The sequence below is a fragment of the Leucobacter sp. GX0328 genome, assembly GCF_053567315.1.
In genome coordinates, this window is the sequence record NZ_JBSGPC010000001.1 from 1,730,858 (window position 1) to 1,750,971 (window position 20,114).

General features: G+C 69.5%; 19 protein-coding genes. 15 read left to right on the top strand and 4 right to left on the bottom strand.

All coding sequences use genetic code 11. The features are described from left to right. Positions 1 to 9 precede the first annotated feature (9 nt). The 5 genes from ACUYTF_RS07795 (at position 10) to infB (ending at position 6,384) form a co-directional block, all read left to right on the top strand. Positions 10 to 1,365: an extracellular solute-binding protein gene (locus ACUYTF_RS07795; RefSeq protein ID WP_434144323.1), complete on the top strand. Its 1,356-nt coding sequence runs from the start codon at positions 10 to 12 to the stop codon at positions 1,363 to 1,365. A 79-nt stretch (positions 1,366 to 1,444) separates the two neighbouring features. Continuing rightward, a complete protein-coding gene (locus ACUYTF_RS07800; RefSeq protein ID WP_449279572.1) occupies positions 1,445 to 2,398 on the top strand; it encodes a carbohydrate ABC transporter permease in 954 nt (317 codons plus the stop codon). Then, positions 2,395 to 3,210, top strand: coding sequence for a carbohydrate ABC transporter permease (locus tag ACUYTF_RS07805; protein WP_449279573.1), 816 nt, complete (start codon positions 2,395 to 2,397; stop codon positions 3,208 to 3,210). Before ACUYTF_RS07800 ends, ACUYTF_RS07805 begins: the two co-directional genes overlap by 4 nt. A gap of 88 nt (positions 3,211 to 3,298) precedes the next feature. Beyond that, entirely contained in the window at positions 3,299 to 3,556 is a 258-nt protein-coding gene (locus ACUYTF_RS07810) for a DUF448 domain-containing protein (RefSeq protein WP_434144317.1), read from the top strand. A 74-nt stretch (positions 3,557 to 3,630) separates the two neighbouring features. Next, positions 3,631 to 6,384 carry a translation initiation factor IF-2 gene (gene infB, locus ACUYTF_RS07815; RefSeq protein ID WP_434144315.1) on the top strand — a complete coding sequence of 918 codons (2,754 nt, stop codon included), beginning with the start codon at positions 3,631 to 3,633 and terminating at the stop codon, positions 6,382 to 6,384. A 425-nt stretch (positions 6,385 to 6,809) separates the two neighbouring features. Here infB and ACUYTF_RS07820 read toward each other — a convergent pair whose 3' ends face one another. Next, positions 6,810 to 7,772: a DUF805 domain-containing protein gene (locus ACUYTF_RS07820; protein WP_434144313.1), complete on the bottom strand. Its 963-nt coding sequence runs from the start codon at positions 7,770 to 7,772 to the stop codon at positions 6,810 to 6,812. 120 nt (positions 7,773 to 7,892) lie between these two features. Next, the gene (locus ACUYTF_RS07825; protein WP_434144311.1) at positions 7,893 to 8,474 is read right to left on the bottom strand and encodes a DUF805 domain-containing protein; all 582 of its coding nucleotides are present in this window, start codon (positions 8,472 to 8,474) and stop codon (positions 7,893 to 7,895) included. A 155-nt stretch (positions 8,475 to 8,629) separates the two neighbouring features. Between ACUYTF_RS07825 and rbfA the strand changes: the two genes are divergently transcribed. Beyond that, on the top strand, positions 8,630 to 9,064 hold the full coding sequence (gene rbfA / locus ACUYTF_RS07830) for a 30S ribosome-binding factor RbfA (RefSeq protein ID WP_434144309.1): 435 nt from the start codon (positions 8,630 to 8,632) through the stop codon (positions 9,062 to 9,064). 21 nt (positions 9,065 to 9,085) lie between these two features. On the opposite strand, the gene ACUYTF_RS07835 is transcribed toward rbfA, so the two are convergent. Next, complete coding sequence (locus ACUYTF_RS07835; RefSeq protein WP_434144307.1) at positions 9,086 to 9,970, bottom strand: A/G-specific adenine glycosylase; 885 nt, start codon at positions 9,968 to 9,970, stop codon at positions 9,086 to 9,088. 111 nt (positions 9,971 to 10,081) lie between these two features. On the opposite strand from ACUYTF_RS07835, the gene truB reads away from it, so the two are divergent. From truB to ACUYTF_RS07870, 7 genes are all read left to right on the top strand, one after another. Next, complete coding sequence (gene truB / locus ACUYTF_RS07840; RefSeq protein ID WP_434144305.1) at positions 10,082 to 11,062, top strand: tRNA pseudouridine(55) synthase TruB; 981 nt, start codon at positions 10,082 to 10,084, stop codon at positions 11,060 to 11,062. Beyond that, positions 11,059 to 11,415, top strand: a complete 357-nt coding sequence (locus ACUYTF_RS07845) for a hypothetical protein (protein WP_434144303.1) — start codon at positions 11,059 to 11,061, stop codon at positions 11,413 to 11,415. Before truB ends, ACUYTF_RS07845 begins: the two co-directional genes overlap by 4 nt. A gap of 208 nt (positions 11,416 to 11,623) precedes the next feature. Continuing rightward, positions 11,624 to 12,919: a haloacid dehalogenase-like hydrolase gene (locus tag ACUYTF_RS07850; RefSeq protein ID WP_434144302.1), complete on the top strand. Its 1,296-nt coding sequence runs from the start codon at positions 11,624 to 11,626 to the stop codon at positions 12,917 to 12,919. A 115-nt stretch (positions 12,920 to 13,034) separates the two neighbouring features. Beyond that, positions 13,035 to 13,505: a hypothetical protein gene (locus ACUYTF_RS07855; RefSeq protein WP_434144301.1), complete on the top strand. Its 471-nt coding sequence runs from the start codon at positions 13,035 to 13,037 to the stop codon at positions 13,503 to 13,505. Then, the gene (locus ACUYTF_RS07860) at positions 13,505 to 14,452 is read left to right on the top strand and encodes a bifunctional riboflavin kinase/FAD synthetase (RefSeq protein WP_434144299.1); all 948 of its coding nucleotides are present in this window, start codon (positions 13,505 to 13,507) and stop codon (positions 14,450 to 14,452) included. Before ACUYTF_RS07855 ends, ACUYTF_RS07860 begins: the two co-directional genes overlap by 1 nt. A 129-nt stretch (positions 14,453 to 14,581) precedes the next feature. Then, a complete protein-coding gene (locus ACUYTF_RS07865) occupies positions 14,582 to 16,720 on the top strand; it encodes an SNF2-related protein (protein ID WP_434144298.1) in 2,139 nt (712 codons plus the stop codon). A gap of 174 nt (positions 16,721 to 16,894) precedes the next feature. Then, positions 16,895 to 17,932 carry an ATP-dependent 6-phosphofructokinase gene (locus ACUYTF_RS07870; protein WP_434144296.1) on the top strand — a complete coding sequence of 346 codons (1,038 nt, stop codon included), beginning with the start codon at positions 16,895 to 16,897 and terminating at the stop codon, positions 17,930 to 17,932. On the opposite strand, the gene ACUYTF_RS07875 is transcribed toward ACUYTF_RS07870, so the two are convergent. Next, positions 17,919 to 18,197, bottom strand: coding sequence for a mycoredoxin (locus ACUYTF_RS07875; protein ID WP_434144294.1), 279 nt, complete (start codon positions 18,195 to 18,197; stop codon positions 17,919 to 17,921). The genes ACUYTF_RS07870 and ACUYTF_RS07875 overlap by 14 nt on opposite strands. A gap of 248 nt (positions 18,198 to 18,445) precedes the next feature. On the opposite strand from ACUYTF_RS07875, the gene ACUYTF_RS07880 reads away from it, so the two are divergent. After that, the gene (locus ACUYTF_RS07880; protein WP_434144293.1) at positions 18,446 to 19,762 is read left to right on the top strand and encodes an inorganic phosphate transporter; all 1,317 of its coding nucleotides are present in this window, start codon (positions 18,446 to 18,448) and stop codon (positions 19,760 to 19,762) included. Next, positions 19,759 to 20,058 carry a hypothetical protein gene (locus ACUYTF_RS07885; RefSeq protein WP_434144291.1) on the top strand — a complete coding sequence of 100 codons (300 nt, stop codon included), beginning with the start codon at positions 19,759 to 19,761 and terminating at the stop codon, positions 20,056 to 20,058. The genes ACUYTF_RS07880 and ACUYTF_RS07885 overlap by 4 nt, the downstream gene beginning before the upstream one ends. Positions 20,059 to 20,114 lie beyond the last annotated feature (56 nt).

Here is a 20,114-nt window from a genome sequence, read left to right on the forward strand (position 1 = left end):
GCGATTGCAATGAAGCGGAAATTCAGACTCATGACCACGGGGGTCGCCCTGGCGGCCGCCTCGGCCCTGGTGCTCACCGGGTGCACGCCGGGTGCGAGCACCGAAGCCGTCGATCTCAGCGGGCACGAGGTCGAGACCGATGTCTCGAAGCTCGGCGACGTCACCCTCACGATCTGGGATCAGGAAGTGCGTGGCGGCCAGAACGAGCAGATGACGCAGCTCAACCAGGCGTTCGAGGAGCAGTACCCGAACGTCACGATCGAGCGGAACTCGCAGTCGTTCGACGACCTCGGCAAGACGCTCAGGCTCGCGCTCTCGGGCAATGACGCGCCTGACATCGTGCAGGCCAACAACGCGCGCAACTCGATGGGCCAGTTCGTCGAAGCGGGGCAGCTCATTCCGCTCGACCTCTGGTCGGACGCGTACGGCTGGGAAGATCGCTTCGCCGAGAGCGTGCTCAACTACACCCGCTACAGCGACGACGCCGTGACGTTCGGTTCGGGGTCGCTGTACGGTCTGCCGCAGGTCGGCGAGGTCGTCGGCGTGTTCTACAGCAAGCCGAAGCTGCAGCAGCTCGGGCTCGAGGTGCCGCAGGATTGGGCGGCCTTCGAAGCGGCGCTGCAGACCGCGAAGGACGCGGGCGAGACGCCGCTGCTGCTCGGCAATATCGAGAAGTGGCCGGGGGTGCACGTCTTCGGCCCCGTGCAGGGCGCGAACGTCGACGCCGCGGAGATCCAGAAGCTCGGTTTTGGCAACCCGGGCGCATCGTGGGTGACGCCCGAGAACGAAGCGGCCGCGCAGACCGTGGCGGATTGGGGCAAGAACGGCTACTTCAACGACGGCGTGAACGGCACCGACTACGATGATGCCTGGCAGAGCCTCGCCAAGGGCGACGGCGTCTTCCTCATCGGCGGATCCTGGCTCGCGGCCGACCTCGAAGACGCGATGGGCGACGACGTGGGCTTCTTCGCGCCGCCCGTCACCGCGGGCGAGGGCGCGCACACGACCGGCGGCACCGGTCTTCCGTTCGCCGTCACCTCGGCGACGAAGAACCCGGATGCTGCTGCTGCCTACATCGACTTCATCACCAGCGAGGATGCGATGCAGGTGCTCGCCGACACCGGCAACCTGCCCGTCGTGAACACCGAGCAGTACGCGCCGGAGAGCGGCGTGCAGGCCGATGTCTTCCGCACCTTCGGCGAAGTCACGGGCAGCGGCGTGCTGCTGCCGTATCTCGACTACGCGACGCCGACCTTCGCCGACACGCTGGGCGAGGCGCTGCAGCAGCTGCTCGACGGGAAGGTGACGCCGAAGGAGTTCACTGAGACGCTCGAGGCCGATTATGCGGATTTCACCGGCGAGTAGCCATCCGCGCCGACGCGGCGCCGCCTCCGACGACCTCGGGGGCGGCGCGGCGTACCCGCGAGGCGGCCACGGGGCGGGCGTGCCGTCGGAGACCCACGTCCTCGCCCTGGCCGAATCGCCTGCCGGGCGGGCGGAGCGGCGGTATGCCGGGCGGCCGCGCGGCGGCGGGCTCGCCGGCCCGCGCTGGCGGCCGTATCTCTACCTGCTTCCGGCCGTGCTCGTCTACGGCGCCTTCATGCTCTACCCGCTCGGGCGCTCGGTGCATCTGTCGCTGTACGACTGGGACGGGCTCTCGCTCGCGACCTTCGTGGGGTTCGGCAACTATCTCGATGTCTTCCGCGATGACCGGTTGATCGCGGCCTTCGGGCACGCACTCATCCTCATCTTCTTCTTCGCGATCCTTCCGGTCTGCATCGGCCTCGTGCTCGCGGCAGTGCTCACACGGGCGAAGGTGCGCGGGATCGGCGTGTTCCGCACGCTCGTCTTCCTGCCGCAGGTGATCGCGATGGTCGTCGTCGCCGTGGCTTGGCGGCAGATCTACGCGCCCGACGGCGCGATCAATACGGTGCTCCGGGCGATCGGCCTCGGCGGCGTCGCGCGCGCCTGGCTCGGCGACTACGCCTTCGCGCTCCCCGCGGTCGGCCTGGTGGGCACCTGGGTGTCGACGGGACTGGTCACCGTGCTGCTGCTCGCCGGCATGGCGCGCATCCCCAAAGAGCAGTTCGAAGCCGCGCGGCTCGACGGCGCGGGCCCGGTGCAGGAGTTCTTCTCGGTGATCGTGCCGGCTGTTCGGGCAGAGGTGACGGTGGCGCTCACATTGACGATCATCGCCTCGCTGAAAACCTTCGACCTCGTCTACGTCACGACGGGCGGCGGCCCGGGGGCGAGCACCACGGTGCCGAGCTACGAGGTCTTCCGCCGGGCGTTCGAACGCGGCGAGGTCGGCTCGGCAGCAGCGGTCGGCGTGACGCTCACGCTGCTCATCTTCGCGATCAACCTCGTGGTCAACCGCATCGGGGAGCGTGAACGATGAGAGTTTCGGCATTCGAGAAATCGGCGAACTACGCCATTCTCCTCGTCTTCGGGCTCATCGTGCTCTGGCCGCTCGGCACGATCCTCGTCAAGGCCTTCGGCCCGGCGAGCGTGTCCGCGGGCAAAACGGGAGCCTTCCACCCCGAGAATTTCGTGACCGCATGGGTGGAAGGGCGTTTCAGCCAGTACATGCTCACGTCGGTGCTCGTCGCAGTGGTCGTCGTGTGCGTCGCGACGGTCGTCTCGATTCTCGCGGGCTACGCGTTCGGCACCATGCGCTTCCGGGGCAGCAGCCTGCTGTTCTACGTCTTCCTGCTCGGCATTATGGTGCCGACCGAGGCGATCATCGTTCCGTTGTTCTTCGACCTGCGATCCCTGGGGCTCACCGACACGCTGTGGGGTGTGGCGCTGCCGCAGATCGCGCAGTCGACCGCGTTCGGAACGTACTGGATGCGGGCCTATTTCCGCGGCCTGAACGGGTCGATCATCGAGGCCGCCCGCATCGACGGAGCCACACCGCGGCGCATCCTGTGGCAGGTGCTCGTACCGACGGCGCGACCGGCGATCACGACGATGATCATCCTGTTCTTCATGTGGACCTGGAACGAGTTCCTGATCCCGCTGGTCATGTCGCCGACCGGCGCCTTCCGCACGGCCCCACTCGGGCTCGCGCTCTTTCAGGGCCAGTACACGCAGGGCACGGCACTGCTCGCTGCCGGCGCGGTGCTCGTCGCGCTCCCGATCGTCGTGCTGTACTTCTTCCTGCAGCGGCATTTCATCCGGGGCATGCTCGAAGGCGCCATGAAGGAGTAGTCGCACGGGCGCCGGTTCGGTGCGGTCGTCGGCGTGTCATGGCCTCCCTGAATGTCCCGGCCCACCCGAAGTGTGGGAAACTGGTAGAATGTTCAAGGTTCGGACCTGTGTGGCATGCCGCAAGCATGCGTCGCGCGCAGATCTGCTCCGCGTAGTGCAGCACGACGGGCGTCTCATCGCCGACGATCGTGCGGTGCTGCCGGGGCGGGGGGCCTGGGTTCATCCCACGGCTCGGTGTCTCGAACAGGCAGTGGCGCGCGGAGCCTTTTCGCGTGCCCTGCGGGTGTCGGGGAGACTCGACGCCGGCCCACTAGAGAACAGGCTGAAATTACTCATGGATAACTGATGAGCGGCTCACGATGAGGCCCGTCCGCTAATTATGGTTCTCGCCTGTCTGGCGTGAACCCAGACAGGAGAAAAGTGGCAAACCCACGCGTACACGAGATCGCTACGGAGATCGGTGTCGACAGCAAGGTCGTCCTGGCCAAGCTGAAGGAAATGGGAGAGTTCGTCAAGGCGCCCTCTTCCGCAGTCGCGCCCCCGGTGGCGCGCAAGGTCAAGGCCGCACTCGCGGCCGATGGCGCGGCGAAGCCCGAGGGCGACGCACCCGCGAAGGCCGCTTCGGCGACCCCGAAGCCGGCCCAGAAAAAGCCTGCCGGCCCGAAGCCGGGCCCCAAGCCCGCACCCGGCCGCGGTAAAGCCGATGCTGCTGAAACCGCAGAGAAGCCCGCTGCCCCGGCCGCACCGCAGGCCGAAGCTCCGGCTCCGAAGCAGAATGCTGCCGGCTCCAAGCCCGGCGCCGCGGCTGCTCAGCCCGGTTCGGCCGCCCCGAAGCCCGGCACCGCTGCGAAGCCCGGATCCGCTGCGAAGCCCGGCGCGAAGCCCGGTGCGCCGAAGCCCGCCGGGCCGCGTCCCGGCAACAACCCCTTCGCGTCCAGCCAGGGCATGGGCATTCCCCGCCCGCCGCGCCCCGGCAACAACCCGTTCGCTCCGAGCCAGGGCATGGGGCGTCGACCGAACCCCGGCAACATTCCCCGCCCTGCTCCGCGCCCGCAGGGCGCCGGCGCCGGTGGCGCAGGACGTCCCGGCGGTCGCCCGGGCGGCGCAGGTCGGCCCGGTGGCGGCGGTGGCTTCAACCGTCCCGGCGGCGCCGGCGGCGGCACCGGTGGGCCCGGCGGTTTCGGTGCCCCGCGTCCCGGCGGCGGCTTCGCAGGTCGCGGTCGCGGCGGTCGCGGTGCCGGCACTGCCGGTGCATTCGGTCGCGGCGGCTCCAAGAGCAAGGCGCGCAAGTCGAAGCGGGCGAAGCGGCAAGAATTCGAGATGCGCCAGGCGCCGTCGATCGGCGGCGTGCAGGTTCCTCGCGGCGACGGCAACACGCCGGTGCGTCTGCGTCGCGGCGCATCGCTCGGAGACTTCGCCGACAAGATCGAGACGAGCGCGTCGAACCTCGTGACCATCCTCTTCCACCTGGGCGAGATGGCGACGGCGACCGAGTCGCTCGACGAGGCGACGTTCGAGATCCTCGGCGACGAGCTGGGCTACAAGATCCAGATCGTTTCGCCCGAGGACGAGGACCGCGAGCTGCTCGAGGGCTTCGACATCGATATCGAGGGCGAGCTCGAAGACGAGGGCGACGACGTGCTGCAGCCGCGGCCGCCGGTCGTCACCGTCATGGGCCACGTCGATCACGGTAAGACCCGACTGCTCGATGCCATCCGCAAGGCGGACGTCGGCGGCGGCGAGGCCGGCGGCATCACTCAGCACATCGGCGCCTACCAGGTGCACGCCACGCACGAGGGCGTCGAGCGCGCGCTGACCTTCATCGATACCCCGGGTCACGAGGCGTTCACCGCCATGCGCGCCCGTGGTGCGCAGGTCACCGACATCGCGATTCTCGTGGTCGCGGCCGACGACGGCATCATGCCCCAGACGATCGAGGCGCTGAACCACGCGCAGTCGGCCGGTGTGCCGATCGTGGTCGCGGTCAACAAGATCGATAAGGAAGACGCGAACCCCGAGAAGGTGCGCCAGCAGCTCACCGAGTTCGGTCTGGTGTCGGAGGAATGGGGCGGCGACGTCATGTTCGTCGACGTCTCGGCGAAGAACAACATCGGCATCGGCAGCCTGCTCGAAGCAGTGCTGCTCACCGCAGACGCGGGTCTCGACCTGCGCGCCAACCCCGACAAGGCGGCGCGCGGCGTCGCCATCGAGGCGAAGCTCGACAAGGGCCGCGGCTCGGTCGCGACCGTGCTCATCCAGTCGGGTACGCTGCGCGTCGGCGATGCGATCGTCGCGGGCACGGCCTACGGCCGCGTGCGTGCGATGCACGACGAGAACGGCGACGCCGTGCTCGAGGCCCTGCCCTCGCGCCCGGTGTCGGTGCAGGGTCTGTCGAGCGTGCCCCGCGCCGGTGACAACTTCATCGTCACCAGCGAGGATCGCACCGCCCGCCAGATCGCCGAGAAGCGCGAGGCGGTCGAGCGCAACGCCCTCCTGGCGAAGGCGCGCAAGCGCATCAGCCTCGAGGACTTCACGCAGGCGCTGGAGGACGGCAAGGTCGAATCGCTCAACCTCATCATCAAGGGCGACGTGTCGGGTGCCGTCGAGGCGCTCGAGGAGTCGCTCATGAAGATCGAGGTCGACGACTCGGTGCAGCTGCGTATTCTGCACCGCGGCGTCGGCGCGATCACGGAGTCGGATATCGACCTCGCGACCATCGACAACGCCATCGTCATCGGCTTCAACGTGCGCCCCGACGTCAAGGCTCGCGAGCGCGCTCAGCGCGAGGGCATCGATGTCCGGTTCTACAGCGTCATCTACAACGCTCTGGACGACATCGAGAACTCGCTCAAGGGCATGCTCAAGCCCGAGTACGAAGAGGTCCAGTCCGGTGTCGCCGAGATCCGCGAGGTGTTCCGCTCCTCGAAGTTCGGCAACATCGCCGGTGTCATCGTGCGCAGCGGTACCATCACGCGCAACGCGAAGGCCCGCGTCATCCGCGAGGGCGTCGTGCTGGCCGATGGCCTGGCCATCGAGTCGCTGCGCCGCTTCAAGGACGATGTCACCGAGGTGAAGACGGACTTCGAGGCCGGTATCGGTCTCGGCAAGTTCAACGACATCCAGATCGGCGACGAGATCGAGACCACCGAGATGGTCGAGAAGCCTCGCGCCTAGGGCTGCAAGCCGACACGGAAGCGCCCGGGGAGTTCGTCACGAACTCCCCGGGCGCTTGTGTTTCTCCAGGGATCGCCCGGCCCCTGCCTGCCCGGCCCGCTGGGCCTTGCTCAGCCCGGCCCGTGCCTGCCCGGCCCGCTGGGCCTTGCTCAGCCCGCCGTTCTGTCCCTGCCCTGCCGGGCTCACCGCGTGGGAGGTGCCCGTACGCACGCGCGGTGCCGTTGAACACGGTGCCTAACGGCACCGCCGGTGCGTAACGGCACCGCGCGTTCACGGCCACCGGGCTCACCGCGCGCTCACCGCCACCGCGCGCGCCGCTCTCAGGGCTCCCGGCTTGCACTGCGTCCTAACAGCACTGCGGCCCGCCACGAACGAGTCGTGGCGGGCCGCAGTGGGGATGCCGGGGTCAGCGCCGGCGCGCGGGGTCAGCGCTGGTCGAAGCGGCGCCCCTCGGCCTTCGACGGCATCAGCGTCAGCACGAGCACTGCGATGCTGCCGAGCCAGGCGATGTAGTTGACGAACGGGATGTAGTTGCCCAGAACGATCAGGTACAGCGGGCCGGCGAAGTTGCCGTCGTGCAGGCGGCGCCAGCCGATGGCGAACGTCGGCAGCACGGTGCCGAGCCAGACGATACCGGCGAGGATGCCGCCGATGACCATGAGCGCGATCGCGCCGCCGGCCGCAGCGCCGCCCATCGAGGGGCCGTAATCGCTGCTGTAGTCGTAGTCGTACATGGCGGTCGACATCGAGCCGAAGTACCAGAACATGCCGATCATCAGCAGTGCGGTCGGGATGAGCTGCACCAGGAAGATGAAGAGCGAAGCCCACCAGTACTCGCTGCGCGACGCGCGGCCGTTGAACTTCGCGTAGCCCTTGAAGAAGCGCTTGATGGCCTGGCCGAAGCTCGCACCGTACAGCGGGCGGGTCATATCATCGGCGCTCGTCGCGCCGTCGAACGGGCCGCCGGGGCCGGGGGTCGCGCCGTAGGCGGCCGCCGCGTACTGCGGTGCGGCGTACTGCTGCTGATAGGCCGAGCCGTACTGCGGGGCCTGCGGCGCCTGGGGAACGCCCTGCTGGGGCGCGCCGTACTGCGGAGCCTGAGGCGCCTGTGGAGCCGGGGGCTGCGAGTACTGGGGTGCCTGCGGTGCGCCGTACTGCGGTGCCTGCGGGGTCTGCGGTGCCTGCGGTGCAGCGGGCGGCTGCTGAGGCGCCGCGTACTGCGGAGCAGCCGGAGCAGCCGGAGCCGGCGGCTGCGCGCCGTTCGGGGCCGGGCTGTTCGGAGCCTCGGCGTTCGAGTGCTCGGGGTTCGCCGCCGGCGTGTTCGCGGCAGGGGTGCCCGAGGCGTTCTCGGGCGTATCGGGGCTGTCGGGGTTCGGGGGGAGCGTCACGGTGTTGGCTTCCTGATCGAGTTGGGTGAAGGGCGAGGGGCGATCCCTCTCCCTGCGGTGATGGGCTGGGAGACGGGGCCGACCGGGTTGCCGAAGCGCACCCGGTCGGCCCCGGGCCGCTTAGCGGGCGTCGAAGCGACGGCCCTCGGGTTTCGGGGGGAGCAGCGTGAAGACGAGCACGATGATGCCGCCGACAGAGGTGAGCGACAGGAACCAGAACGGGCCCGCGAAGTTCGCGTCGTGCAGGCGGCGCCAGTTGATGGCCAGCGTCGGGATGAGGATCGCGAGGCCGATGATGACCAGCAGGATGTAGCCGACGATCGCGACCGCCACGCCGCCGCCTGCCGCGGTGGCCGCCTCGGGGGTGAGCGTGGTCTCGCCGTAGACATCGGTGGTCGAACCGGAGATGGCGCTGCCGGCGACGCTGAAGGCGCCGATCATGATGAGGACGAGCGGCACGAGCTCGAGGAGGAAGGTGAAGAGCATCGTCCACCAGTACTCGCTGCGCGATGCGCGGCCCTTGAAGTTCGCGTAGTTCTTGAAGAAGCGCTTGATGGCCTGGCCGAAGCTGGCGCCGTAGAGCGGGCGGGTGAGGTCGTCAGGGGTGGTCGCGCCGTCGAACGGCTCGCCGGGGCCCGCGACGCCACCGACGGGGGCTGCATACTGCGGCTGCGGGTTCGGGCTCTGCGGGGGGTAAGTCATGGTGTGTGCTTCCTATCACGAGATCGAATCTCGGGTGGGTGTTCGAGCGGGCGTGATCCCGTTCCTATCAAGGTTAGGCGCATGCGCGCCCGCATGCCACGTTGCGTCGCCGCGTTGCGATAATCCGGTGCCGGTTCGACGGTAGGCTGGGACGCATGAGTAATCCACGTGCGGGCAAGGTTGCCGAGCGCATCCAGCAGATCATCGCGAGGCGTCTCGAGAAGGGGCTGAGGGATCCGCGCCTCGGCTTCGTCACCGTCACCGATGTGCGCGTGACCGGCGACCTGCAGCATGCGAGCGTCTTCTACACCGTGTTCGGCGACGAGCAGGAGCAGGCCGATTCGGCCGCCGCGCTGAAGGCCGCGACCGGTATGCTGCGCAGCGAGGTCGGCAAGCAGCTCGGCACGCGACTCACGCCGACGCTCGAGTTCATCCACGACGAGCTGCCCGAGAACGCGCAGCACCTGAACGATCTGCTCGCCGAAGCGAAGCGGCGCGACGAAGCGGCTGCGCAGCTCGCGGCCGGCGCCCAGTACGCGGGCGAGGCGGACCCGTACGTGAAGCCGCGCGAGGCCGACGACGTCGAGTAGTGCCGGTCGCGCGCGGCGTGGTCAGGGCAGTCGTGCGGTGCCGGCGCGCTCGATGAGCAGCCCGTCGGCGATGAGCGAATCGTAGGCCCGGCGCGCCTGCGCGGGGTCGGCCGTGCCTGGCGCGGCACCTGCGGCGAGCGCGGTCTCGACAGGGATCGCCCCGCTCGTCGCCCGGACCTTCGCCATGATGCGGCCGCGCACCTGGCGGTCGCTGCCCGCGAACTTGGCCTGCTTCGGGCGCTTCGCGGGGGCGTTGTCGGGGTAGCCGGCGCCGCGCCATTCGCAGAGCGCCGCGACGGGGCATGCGTCGCAGCGCGGGGCGCGGGCAGTGCAGACGGTGGCGCCGAGCTCCATCGCGGCGGCGTTGAACCGTGCTGCGGCGGCCGGGGCGTCGGGCAGCAGCGCCTCCATGTCGTCGAGGTCGCGGGGCGCGGGCATGCCTGCGGCGGCGCGGCCGTGCACCAGTCGCGCGATCACGCGCCGGGTGTTGGTGTCGACGACGGGGTGGCGCTCGCCGAACGCGAATGCGGCCACTGCGCGGGCGGTGTAGGGGCCGATGCCGGTGAGCGCGAGCAGCTGCTCGACGTCGGCGGGAACGCGGTCGCCGTGCTGCTCGGCGATCTCGACGGCGGCCCGGTGCAGCCAGAGCGCGCGGCGGGGGTAGCCGAGGCGGCCCCACGCGCGCACCGCTTCGCCGGGTGCCTCGGCGGCGAGCGCGGAGGGCGTCGGCCAGCGCTCCATCCATTCGAGCCACCGGGGCAGCACCCGGTCGACCTGGGTCTGCTGCAGCATGAACTCCGAGACGAGCACGCCCCACGGGTCGGTGCCGGGGGAGCGCCAGGGGAGGTCGCGCGCCTCTCGCGCGAACCAGTCGTTCGTCTCGCTCGCAATCCGTTCCGCATCCATCAGCCCGAGTCTAGGCCCGCGCTCCCGGGCGGCGGTGCAGGGGCCGCCCGTGCGGCCGCGGTACCCGGGCGGCGTCAGGATCGCGGCCCGGCCAGGCCGTAGGCTGGTGGGGTGATTCACGAGGCTGCGAGAACGCCCGAGCAGGGCGCGATACTGTTCGTCGACAAGGCGGAGGGCTGGACGAGCCATGACGTCGTCGCGAAGGCGCGTCGGACGCTCGGCACGCGCAAGGTCGGCCATGCGGGCACGCTCGATCCGATGGCGACGGGGCTGCTCGTGCTCGGCGTCGGCCCGGCGACGCGGCTGCTGACGCATCTGGTGGGGCTCGGCAAGACCTACGAGACGACGATCAGGCTCGGCGCTTCGACCGTGACCGACGACCGCGAGGGGTCGATCCTCGACATCGCGGCTCCCGTCGAGGTCGAGGAGCTGGCAGCGCATCCGGAGCGCATCGGAGCGGGCGTCGCCGACCTCACGGGCGCCATCGAGCAGGCGCCGAGCGCGGTCAGCGCGATCAAGGTCGACGGCAAGCGCGCCTACGACCGGGTACGCGACGGCGAGCAGGTCGAACTGAAGAAGCGGCCGGTGACCATCCACTCGTTCGAGATCGAGGAGCCGCGGCTCGTGGCAGCGGCGAGCCTTTCTGGCAGTGAGACGCCGTTCGACGTGATCGATGTCGATGCGATCGTCGAGTGCTCGTCGGGCACGTACATCCGCGCGCTCGCACGCGACCTCGGCGAGGGGCTGGGGGTCGGCGGGCATCTCGTCGCGCTGCGGCGCACGCGGGTCGGGCCGTTCGGCCTGTCCGGGGCGACGCCTGTCGCAGACCTCGCGGAGGGGCGTGTCGGTCGACTGTTCTCGCCCACCGAGATCGCGCGCATGCTGTTCCCGGAGCTGCCGCTCACCGACGAGCAGGCGGTCGACCTCGGCAACGGCAAGCGTCTCGAGGTCGGCGAGCACCGGGATGCGCCGCTCGTGGCGGCGATCGCGCCCGACGGTCGGCTCGTGGGCCTCGTCGAAGTGCGCAAGGGGCGCACGCGCGTCGTCACGAACTTCCCGGTACCCGTCGGCGGGCCCGAGGCGGCGCGGTGATCGCCTGGTTCGCGGCGGTCGTCATCGTCGTCGGTGTCGCGGCGGCGGTGCTGTGCCTCGTCATGGCGCTGCGCAAGCAGCCGCCGAACGATTACACGCTTGGGGCGACGCTCGTCGGGGCGCTGCTGCTGCTCGTGCAGATCGTCATCTCGATCGCGGCCCCGTTCGCCGGCAACGAGCCGGCCGGCGACCCGCTCGAGTTCTGGATGTATCTCATCGTCGCCTTCCTGCTGCCCGTCGCCGCGGTCTTCTGGGCGCTCATCGACCGCTCGCGCTGGGCGAACCTGGTGCTGGTCGTGGTGAACCTGTCGGTCGCCGTCATGACGTACCGCATGCTCGTCATCTGGGGGTAGACGGCGCATCGGGCACCGGTGCGACGAGGTGAGCCGCCCCGGTTCGTAGTCTGGGCGAAAGTCTGCGAATTGCGGCGCCGCTCTTGACAGCGATCGGCGGGAGTGGGAACGTGGGCAATCTAATGGTCCAAAAAAAGACCATTAGATTTGCTGTGCCTCAACGACGAGGCCGAGACGCGCGCAAGGCGTCTCGGCAGTAAGGATACACATGCCACACTCCACACGCCCACTGATCGCTCTCGGAGCGGCGGCCGTGCTGATCACCGGGCTCGCCGCCTGTTCGAGCCCGACTCAGAACGACGCGATGCAGGCAGCTCCCGGCTCCGAATGCCGCACGCTCGATCCGAAGATCGAATGGCCCGACAACGCACGGGAAGCCCTTGACGAGATGCTCACGACGCAGGGGTCGTGCGCCGACGACGGGGGATCGAGCAGCGATACGGCGGAACCGGTCGCCATCTTCGACTGGGATAACACCGTCGTGAAGAACGACATCGGCTACGGCACGAACTACTGGATGATCAACCACGACAAGGTGCTGCAGCCCGCAGGCCAGGATTGGAGCACGACGAGCCGGTACCTGACAGCGGCGGCGGCGTCGGCGCTCAGCGCGGCATGCGGCGTCGATACTCCTGCGGGCGCACCGCTGCCCACCTCGAGCAACGCGGTCTGCGCCGACGAGCTCGTCGCGGTGCTCGACGGCGAGACGACGTCGGGGGAGACGGCGTTCGAGGGGTACGACGCGCGACGCATCAACGCGGCCTACGCCTGGAGCGCCGCGCTCCTGTCGGGGTACACCCCGGAGGAGGCGCAGGGGCTGGCGACGGAGGCGAAGAGCGCGTTGCTCGCGGAGGAGGTGGGTGCCGGATGGACGGTCGGCACGACCGAGGTGGACGGCTATGTGCGCGTCTACCCGCAGATCAAGGATCTCATCGGTGCGATGCAGGAGGACGGCATCGAACCGTGGATCGTTTCGGCATCCGCCGAGCCGGTAGTGCTCGCGTGGGCGGATGAGGTCGGTATCGATGCAGAGCATGCGATCGGCGTGCGCAACCTGGTGACCGACGGCAAGATCGTGCCGTCGCTCGAGGGCTGCGGTGGGATTGCGGATGGCGAGGACGGCGTCATGACCTACATCGACGGCAAGCGCTGCTGGGCCAATCAGGAGATCTTCGGTGTCACGGGAGCGGCCGCGTTCGAACCGGCGCCGGCGGATGAACGCCAGATCTTCGGCGCCGGCGACTCCGACACCGATGTCACCTTCCTCGAAGACGCGACCGAGCTGCGCCTGGTGATCGATCGGAACAAGACCGAGCTGATGTGCCGCGCGCTCGACGGCGAGGACGGCACGTGGGTGATCGTCCCGATGTTCATCGACCCGAAGGAGCCGAAGGACGACGGCTACGCATGCTCGACCGACGGCCGCATCGAGCCCGACGGGAGCACCTCGCCGCTGAAGCGCGCCGACGGCAGCGTCGTCGAAGATCAGCGGGCCACGGCCTGAGCCGGTTCAGGCGCTCCGGTGCTCCGGTGCGAGGGCGTGCACCCCTCCCGCCGGAGCGCCGGCATCCGAAGTCATCTGAGCGAAGCCCACGGTGCCCCGCGCTACACTGGAGCGCGTGTCAGACGCCGAACTCCGAGAACCGGTCACTGCAGCGACCCCCGGGGCAGCGCACGATCGCATCGGCGGTCTCGGTCGCGTGCTCGTCGCCGTCTACATCGTCCTCGCGCTCGCCGCAACCTTCCGCTCGGTCTACCAGATCCTGCGCAAGTTCGATGAGGCCCCGTTCGCGTACGCGCTCTCCGCGGTCGCCGGAGTCGTCTACATCGTCGCCTCGATCGCGCTCGTGAAAGGGCGCCGCAGCGACTCCGGGGCTTGGCGCCGGGTGGCCTGGGCCGCGCTGTTCTTCGAACTGTGCGGTGTGCTCGTGGTGGGCGTGCTGAGCTTCGCAGCGCCCCAGTGGTTCGCGCACCCGTCGGTGTGGTCGCACTTCGGCAGCGGCTACCTGCTGATTCCACTGGTGCTGCCCGTGCTCGGCCTCGTCTGGTTGAAGCGCAGCGGCCGCGCGACCGAGGAGAGCGGCGCATAGTGCAGATCTACGAGACGATCCAGGAGATCGACCCCGCGGCCTTCCCCGACGGCACTGCCATCGCCATCGGCAAGTTCGACGGGCTCCATCGCGGGCACCGCGCCATCCTCGACCGGGTGCGCGATGCGGCGCCGCTGAGCTCGGTCGTCTTCACCTTCGCGAACAACCCGCTGTCGTTCCTGCGGCCCGGCAGCTGCCCGCCCGCGCTCTCGAGCCGCGAGCAGCGGCTCGAGGCCTTCGCAGCGGCTGGCATCGACGCCTGCGCGATGATCGCGTTCGACGAGAGCGTCGCGGCGATCCCTGCCGAACGCTTCGTGGAAGAGGTGCTCGTCGGCCGTCTGCGGGCGAAGCTCATCGTGCTCGGCGCCGACTTCCGTTTCGGCCATCGCGGCGCGGGCGACGCCGCACTGCTGCGCAGCATGGGGGAGCGCCTCGGCTTCGCGGTCGAGGTCGTCGACTGGGTGCGCGGCCCGCACCACGAGCAGGTGTCGTCGTCGCGCATCCGCGAAGCGATCACCGGCGGCGACATCGCCGCGGCGGCGCGCATGCTCGGCCGTCCGCCGGCTGTGCGCGGCGAGGTCGTCTACGGCGACGCGCGCGGGCGCGAGCTCGGCTTCCCGACCGCGAATCTGGGCGGGCGTATCGAAGGGCTGATTCCCGCGGACGGAGTCTACGCCGGCTGGGCCGAGGTCGGCGGCCGGCGCTACGTCGCCGCGATCTCCGTCGGCGTGAACCTCACGTTCGAGCCCGACGGCGAACCGCGGGTCGAAGCGTTCCTGCTCGATTTCTCGGAGAACATCTACGGCGAGCGCATCGAGGTCTTCTTCGGCGAGCGGCTGCGCGGCATGGTGCGGTTCGACTCCCTCGAAGGCCTGATCGAGCAGATGCACGCCGATGTGCGGCAAACCCGATCCCTGTGCACCCGAGCCATGACCGAAGAGTGGTAAACTAGTCGGAGGTCGCGCTTCGCGCAGCTGTTTTTCGGCCCCGTGCATTTCACGTGTCAGGCCCACTGTCGCAGGCCGTTCTCGTTCCGGTGAGATCTCCGGGGCGAACCACTCTGATCAGGAGACGCATTGGCAACCACCACTGCCACGCGCCACTCGGGCGCGAAGGGACGCGCGAGCGCGCGTCGTAAGCACAGCCACAACGAGGGCATCATCCCGCTGCTCGCCCGCGCCGTGCGCGAGGTCGAAGCATCGGCGCAGCGCGGCAAGGCCTCGCCCGCGGGCCGCACCAAGTTCCATGTCATCGCGCTGCTCATGCGCGAGGAACGCGCACGGGTGAAGACCGACGAGAACGTGAGCGAGGCCGAGCGCGCCGAGACGCTGAAGCGGCTCGACGGCGTCGCAGCGATCCTCGCGAAGACCGCGGCGCGCGACACGAGCCTCATCACGCTGCTCGAGCCGGCCGCCCCGATCACCGATGCGACCCGCCTGCTCAAGCGCAAGATGCTGACCCAGGCCGGCATCGAGCTGCCCGAGCTGCCCGAGGCCGAGACGAAGCCGGTGCAGGCCTACGTGCCGCCCGAGCTCGCCGAGCGCCAGGTCGAGCCGACCGGCATCGACGGCCGCATGCTCGCGAACCCCTTCCTCAGCCCGGTGCTCACCCCGCCGAAGCAGCCGACCCCGGTCGTGCGCCTCGCGAACTGGGAGCTGTTCTCGCCGATGCTGAAGGCGTTCGAGCAGGGCGGCGGAGCGGCCGCCTGCATGGAGCTGCCCGAGCCGCCCGTGCCCGACCGCCTCGCGCCCGCGGGCCTCGAGCTCATGCCGCACCAGGCCCGTTTCCTCGCGAGCGTCGGTGACGGGCATCGCAGCTTCCTGCTCGCCGACGAGCCCGGCCTCGGCAAGACCGCGCAGTCGGTGCTCGCGGCCTCCGTCGCCGACGCCTACCCGCTGCTCGTCGTGGTGCCCAACGTCGTGAAGATGAACTGGGCCCGCGAGGCCCAGCGCTGGACCCCGCAGCGCCGCGTCACGGTCATCCACGGCGACGGGCAGGGCCTCGATCCCTTCGCCGACGTCTTCGTCGTGAACTACGAGATTCTCGACCGCCACCTCAGCTGGATCTCGCGATTCGGTTTCAAAGGCATGGTCGTCGACGAGGCGCACATGATCAAGAACGTGCAGTCGCAGCGTTCGCGCAACGTGCTGCGGCTCGCGGAGAGCATCCGCGAGCGCACGCCGGGCGCCTCGCCGCTGCTCATCGCGCTCACGGGCACCCCGCTCATCAACGACATCGACGATTTCCGGGCGATCTGGCGCTTCCTCGGCTGGACCGACGCCGACAAGCCCGGCCCCGAGCTGATGGCGAAGCTCGAGAACAACGGCTGGACCCCGGCCGACCCGGCGTTCTACCCCGAAGCGCGCCAGAGCGTCATCGACATGGGCATCGTGCGGCGGCGCAAGGTCGACGTCGCCGCCGACCTCCCCGCGAAGCGCGTGGTCGACCTGCCCGTCGAGCTCGACGACGAATTCGGCCGCGGCATCCGCGACGCGGAGGCGAAACTGGCGCGAAAGCTCGTCGACCGCTTCACCGCCGTCAAGAACGGCAAGCTCGGCCAGAAGCTCGGCGACGACGCCATCATCCGCATGGTGTGCGCGCAGGAGCTCGAGGAGGCGAACGCCTCGGCCGACGGCCTGAACGTGTTCACGATGGTGCGCCAGATCGGTCAGGCGAAGGCCGGGCTCGCTGCGGATTACGCGGCGCAGCTCGCCCGCTCGGTCGGGAAGGTCGTGTTCTTCGCGAAGCACATCGACGTCATGGATCGGGTCGAGCAGCAGCTCGCCGAGGCCGGGCTCAAGACGGTGTCGATCCGCGGCGACCAGACCTCCGCCTTCCGGCAGGAGCAGATCGACGCGTTCAACAACGACCCCGACGTCGCCGTCGCCGTCTGCTCGTTGACCGCGGCCGGCGTGGGCGTCAACCTGCAGGCGTCGTCGAACGTGGTGCTCGCCGAGCTCAGCTGGACGGACGCCGAGCAGACGCAGGCGATCGACCGCGTGCACCGCATCGGCCAGGACGAGCCGGTGACCGCGTGGCGCATCATCGCCGCCCAGACGATCGACGCGAAGATCGCCGAGCTCATCGACGGCAAGGCCGGTCTCGCGGCCCGCGCCCTCGACGGCGCCGCGGCGCCCGAGGAGGACGAGGATTCGGTGCAGCTGCGCGCGCTCATGGGCGTGCTGCAGGGCGCGCTGGGGGATCGGACCGCCTGAGCCGGGCGGGGCGCTCGACACCGGCCCGCTCCGGACCGCCGACCGAAGCGCGCCCCTGGCAGCTTCGGTCCCGAAGTTGGCGCGATTGCATCTATTCGGATAGTTACCGCCATCGCTAGCATGGGATGGGTTATCGGGACATCCGCGTCTCGATGGTGAAGAAGTGGGGGACCAGTGCGCATCGGCGTTCTCTGTTCAGGTGGCGATAGTCCGGGCATGAATGCGGCGATCCGCGGCGCCGTGCTGCGCGCCGTCGAGGTGCACGGCTTCGAGATGGTCGGCTTCATGGACGGCTGGCGCGGCTTCCACGAGGGCGATCTCATTCCGCTCGACCGCCCCGCCGTGCGCGGGCTCTCGCCGCTCGGCGGCGTCATGCTCGGCACCAGCCGAGTGCAGCCCTTCCTCACCGAGCAGGGCGACGAGGTCACCATCGATCAGATCCGCGCCCGCATGGCCGAATACGGCATCGATGCGTTCATGCTGATCGGCGGCAACGGCACGCAGACCGTCGGCAGCCTCCTCACCGCGGCCGGCATCCCGGTCGTCGGCCTGCCGAAGACCATCGACAACGACCTCGACGGCACCGACTACACCTTCGGCTTCGATACGGCCGTCTCCATCGCCTCCGAAGCGATCGACCGCCTGCGCACCACCGGCGACTCCCACCGCCGCTGCATGGTGCTCGAGGTCATGGGCCGCGACGTCGGGTGGATCGCGCTGCACGCGGGCATGGCGGGCGGCGCGCAGGTCACCCTGATCCCCGAGTTCCCCGAATCGATCGAGCAGATCTGCGAATGGGTGCTGAGCGTCAGGGATCGCGGCCGCTCGTCGCTCGTTGTCGTCGCCGAGGGCTTCAAGTTCGAGGGCATCGACCAGGCCGTCACGCGCGACGGGCTCGACGGGTTCGGCCGGCCGCGGCTCGGCGGCGTCGCCGACGTGCTCGCCTCGCTCATCGAGGAGCGCACGGGCGTCGAATCGCGCTCGACCGTGCTCGGGCACGTGCAGCGCGGCGGGTCGCCGACGGCGTTCGACCGGGTGCTCGCGACGCGGTCGGGCATCGCGGCCGCCGATGCGGCGGAGGCGGGCCTCTGGGGCACCATGGCGGGCCTGCACGGCGACCGTATCGAGATGGTGCCGTTCGAACGCGCGGTCGGGCACCTCAAGATGGTGCCCGAGACGCGCTACGCCGAAGCGCGGCTCAACTTCGGCTGAGCCGCGCCTGCACCTCCTGCAGCGACGGGTTCGTGGCGGTCGTGCCGTCGGGGAAGACGACGGTCGGTACGACCGCATTGCCGCCGTTGACGGCCTTCACGAGCTCTTCGGTGCCCGGAGTCTTCTCGATATCGACGACGGTATAGTCGACGCCGGTCTTGTTCAGCATGAGCGATAGGCGCTTGCAGTAGCCGCACCACTCGGTCGAGAACATCGTGATGGTGCCGTCGGCCGGGGTGAAATCGCCGAGTTCTGGGGTGCTCATCTGGTGCTCCTAACGCCGGCCGTCGGGCCGGAGTGCGTGCGGTCGTGTACCGCCAGTCTACGAGCGGTCGCTGGGGCCGCGGCGTGAAGTGAACGCCGAGTGAACTCGCGGGGCTCGGCTTGACCATGTGCTGACAAGGTGGAACCATGAATAGCGCGCGTGTCAACGGGTTTCGCTGAACAGTTCGTGAAATTCGAGTGGCAGGTGTCGAACCTAGACCCTGAGCCCGTATCTAACGAAAGACGCCGGTGGAACTCACCATCATCGTGCTGCTGGTCATCGTACTGGCGCTCTTCTTCGACTTCACCAACGGCTTCCACGACACCGCCAACGCGATGGCCACGCCCATCGCGACCGGCGCGCTGAAGCCCAAGACGGCCGTTCTGCTGGCCGCCATCCTCAACCTCGTCGGCGCCTTCCTCTCGACCGAGGTGGCGAAGACGATCTCGGGCGGCCTCATCAACGAGGGCGACGGCGGGGTGCTGATCTCGCCCGAGATGATCTTCGCCGGGCTCATCGGCGCCATCGTGTGGAACCTCGTGACGTGGCTCTACGGTCTGCCGTCGAGCTCGTCGCACGCGCTCTTCGGCGGCCTCATCGGCGCGGCGATCGTCGGCGCCGGCATCAGCGCCGTCAACGGCGGCGTCTTCCTGTCGAAGGTGCTCATCCCGATGGTCGCTGCCCCGCTCACCGCGGGCATCGTCGCCTTCACTGCCACCCGCGTCGCGTACGCGATCACGCGTCGTCACGACGGCAAGAAGGACGGCCGCGGGCGCTTCCGCTACGCGCAGATCGCGTCGTCCTCGCTCATCGCCCTCGCCCACGGCACGAACGACGCGCAGAAGACGATGGGCGTCATCACGCTCACCCTCGTCGCCGCGAATATGCAGGATCCGGGCACCGGCCCCCACCTCTGGGTGATCATCGCCTGCGCCCTCGCGATCGCGATCGGCACCTACTCGGGCGGCTGGCGCATCATCCGCACGCTCGGCGCGGGCCTGACCCAGGTCAAGCCGGCCCAGGGCTTCGCCGCCGAGACCAGCACCGCCGCGACCATCCTCGCGTCGAGCCATCTCGGCTTCGCGCTCTCGACCACGCAGGTGGCGTCGGGCTCGGTCATCGGTTCGGGCCTCGGGCGACGCGGCTCGAGCGTGCGCTGGCGCGCCGTCGGCCGCATCGGCCTCGGCTGGCTCTTCACGCTCCCGGCCTCGGGCATCGTCGGCGCCGTCGCCGCGCTGATCGCCCACCTCGGCACCGTCGGCGTCATCATCGACGCCGTCGTCGGGCTGGCCTTCATCCTGTTCATCTTCTGGCGCTCGAGCCGCAACAAGGTCGACGCCGACAACGCGATCCCTGTGCCCGATGTCGCGGAGTCGGGGTACGCGGTGCGCATCCGCAAGAACCGCCTCAAGAAGAGCCAGCTCGACACGGGCGACCTGACCTCGGTCGCGCAGTCGGCCGTGCGCGACGATCGCGCGGCCCGCGAGGCCGAGAAGCTCGCGGCCGCCGAGGCCGCTGCAGCGAAGAAGGCCGCGAAGCGCGGCGCGAAGGGAGGGAACCGATGAACATCGACTGGCTGGCTTTCGTCCTCGTGTTCGCCGCCGCGCTGTTCGCCGCGGTGTTCGTCGTCGCGCTCTACTCGCTCGGCATCCGCTTCCTCGCTACCCCGGCGCCTCCCGTGCCGCGGGCTGACGGCACCTACGAACCGAACGGCCCCTCGCGCGATGAGGAGGACGACGACGTCGACGACCTGGGGCGCCCGCGGTGGGCGACCGTCGCCGCGAACATCTGCTTCGGCCTGTCGGTGCTCGTCGTGCTGGTCGGCATCTTCCTCATCATTCCGGCCCTCCACTTCTGGTGACGCGCCGCCCGGCTGCGAATCGCATGAAGAGAACGGTACGCGCCGCTCGCTAGGAT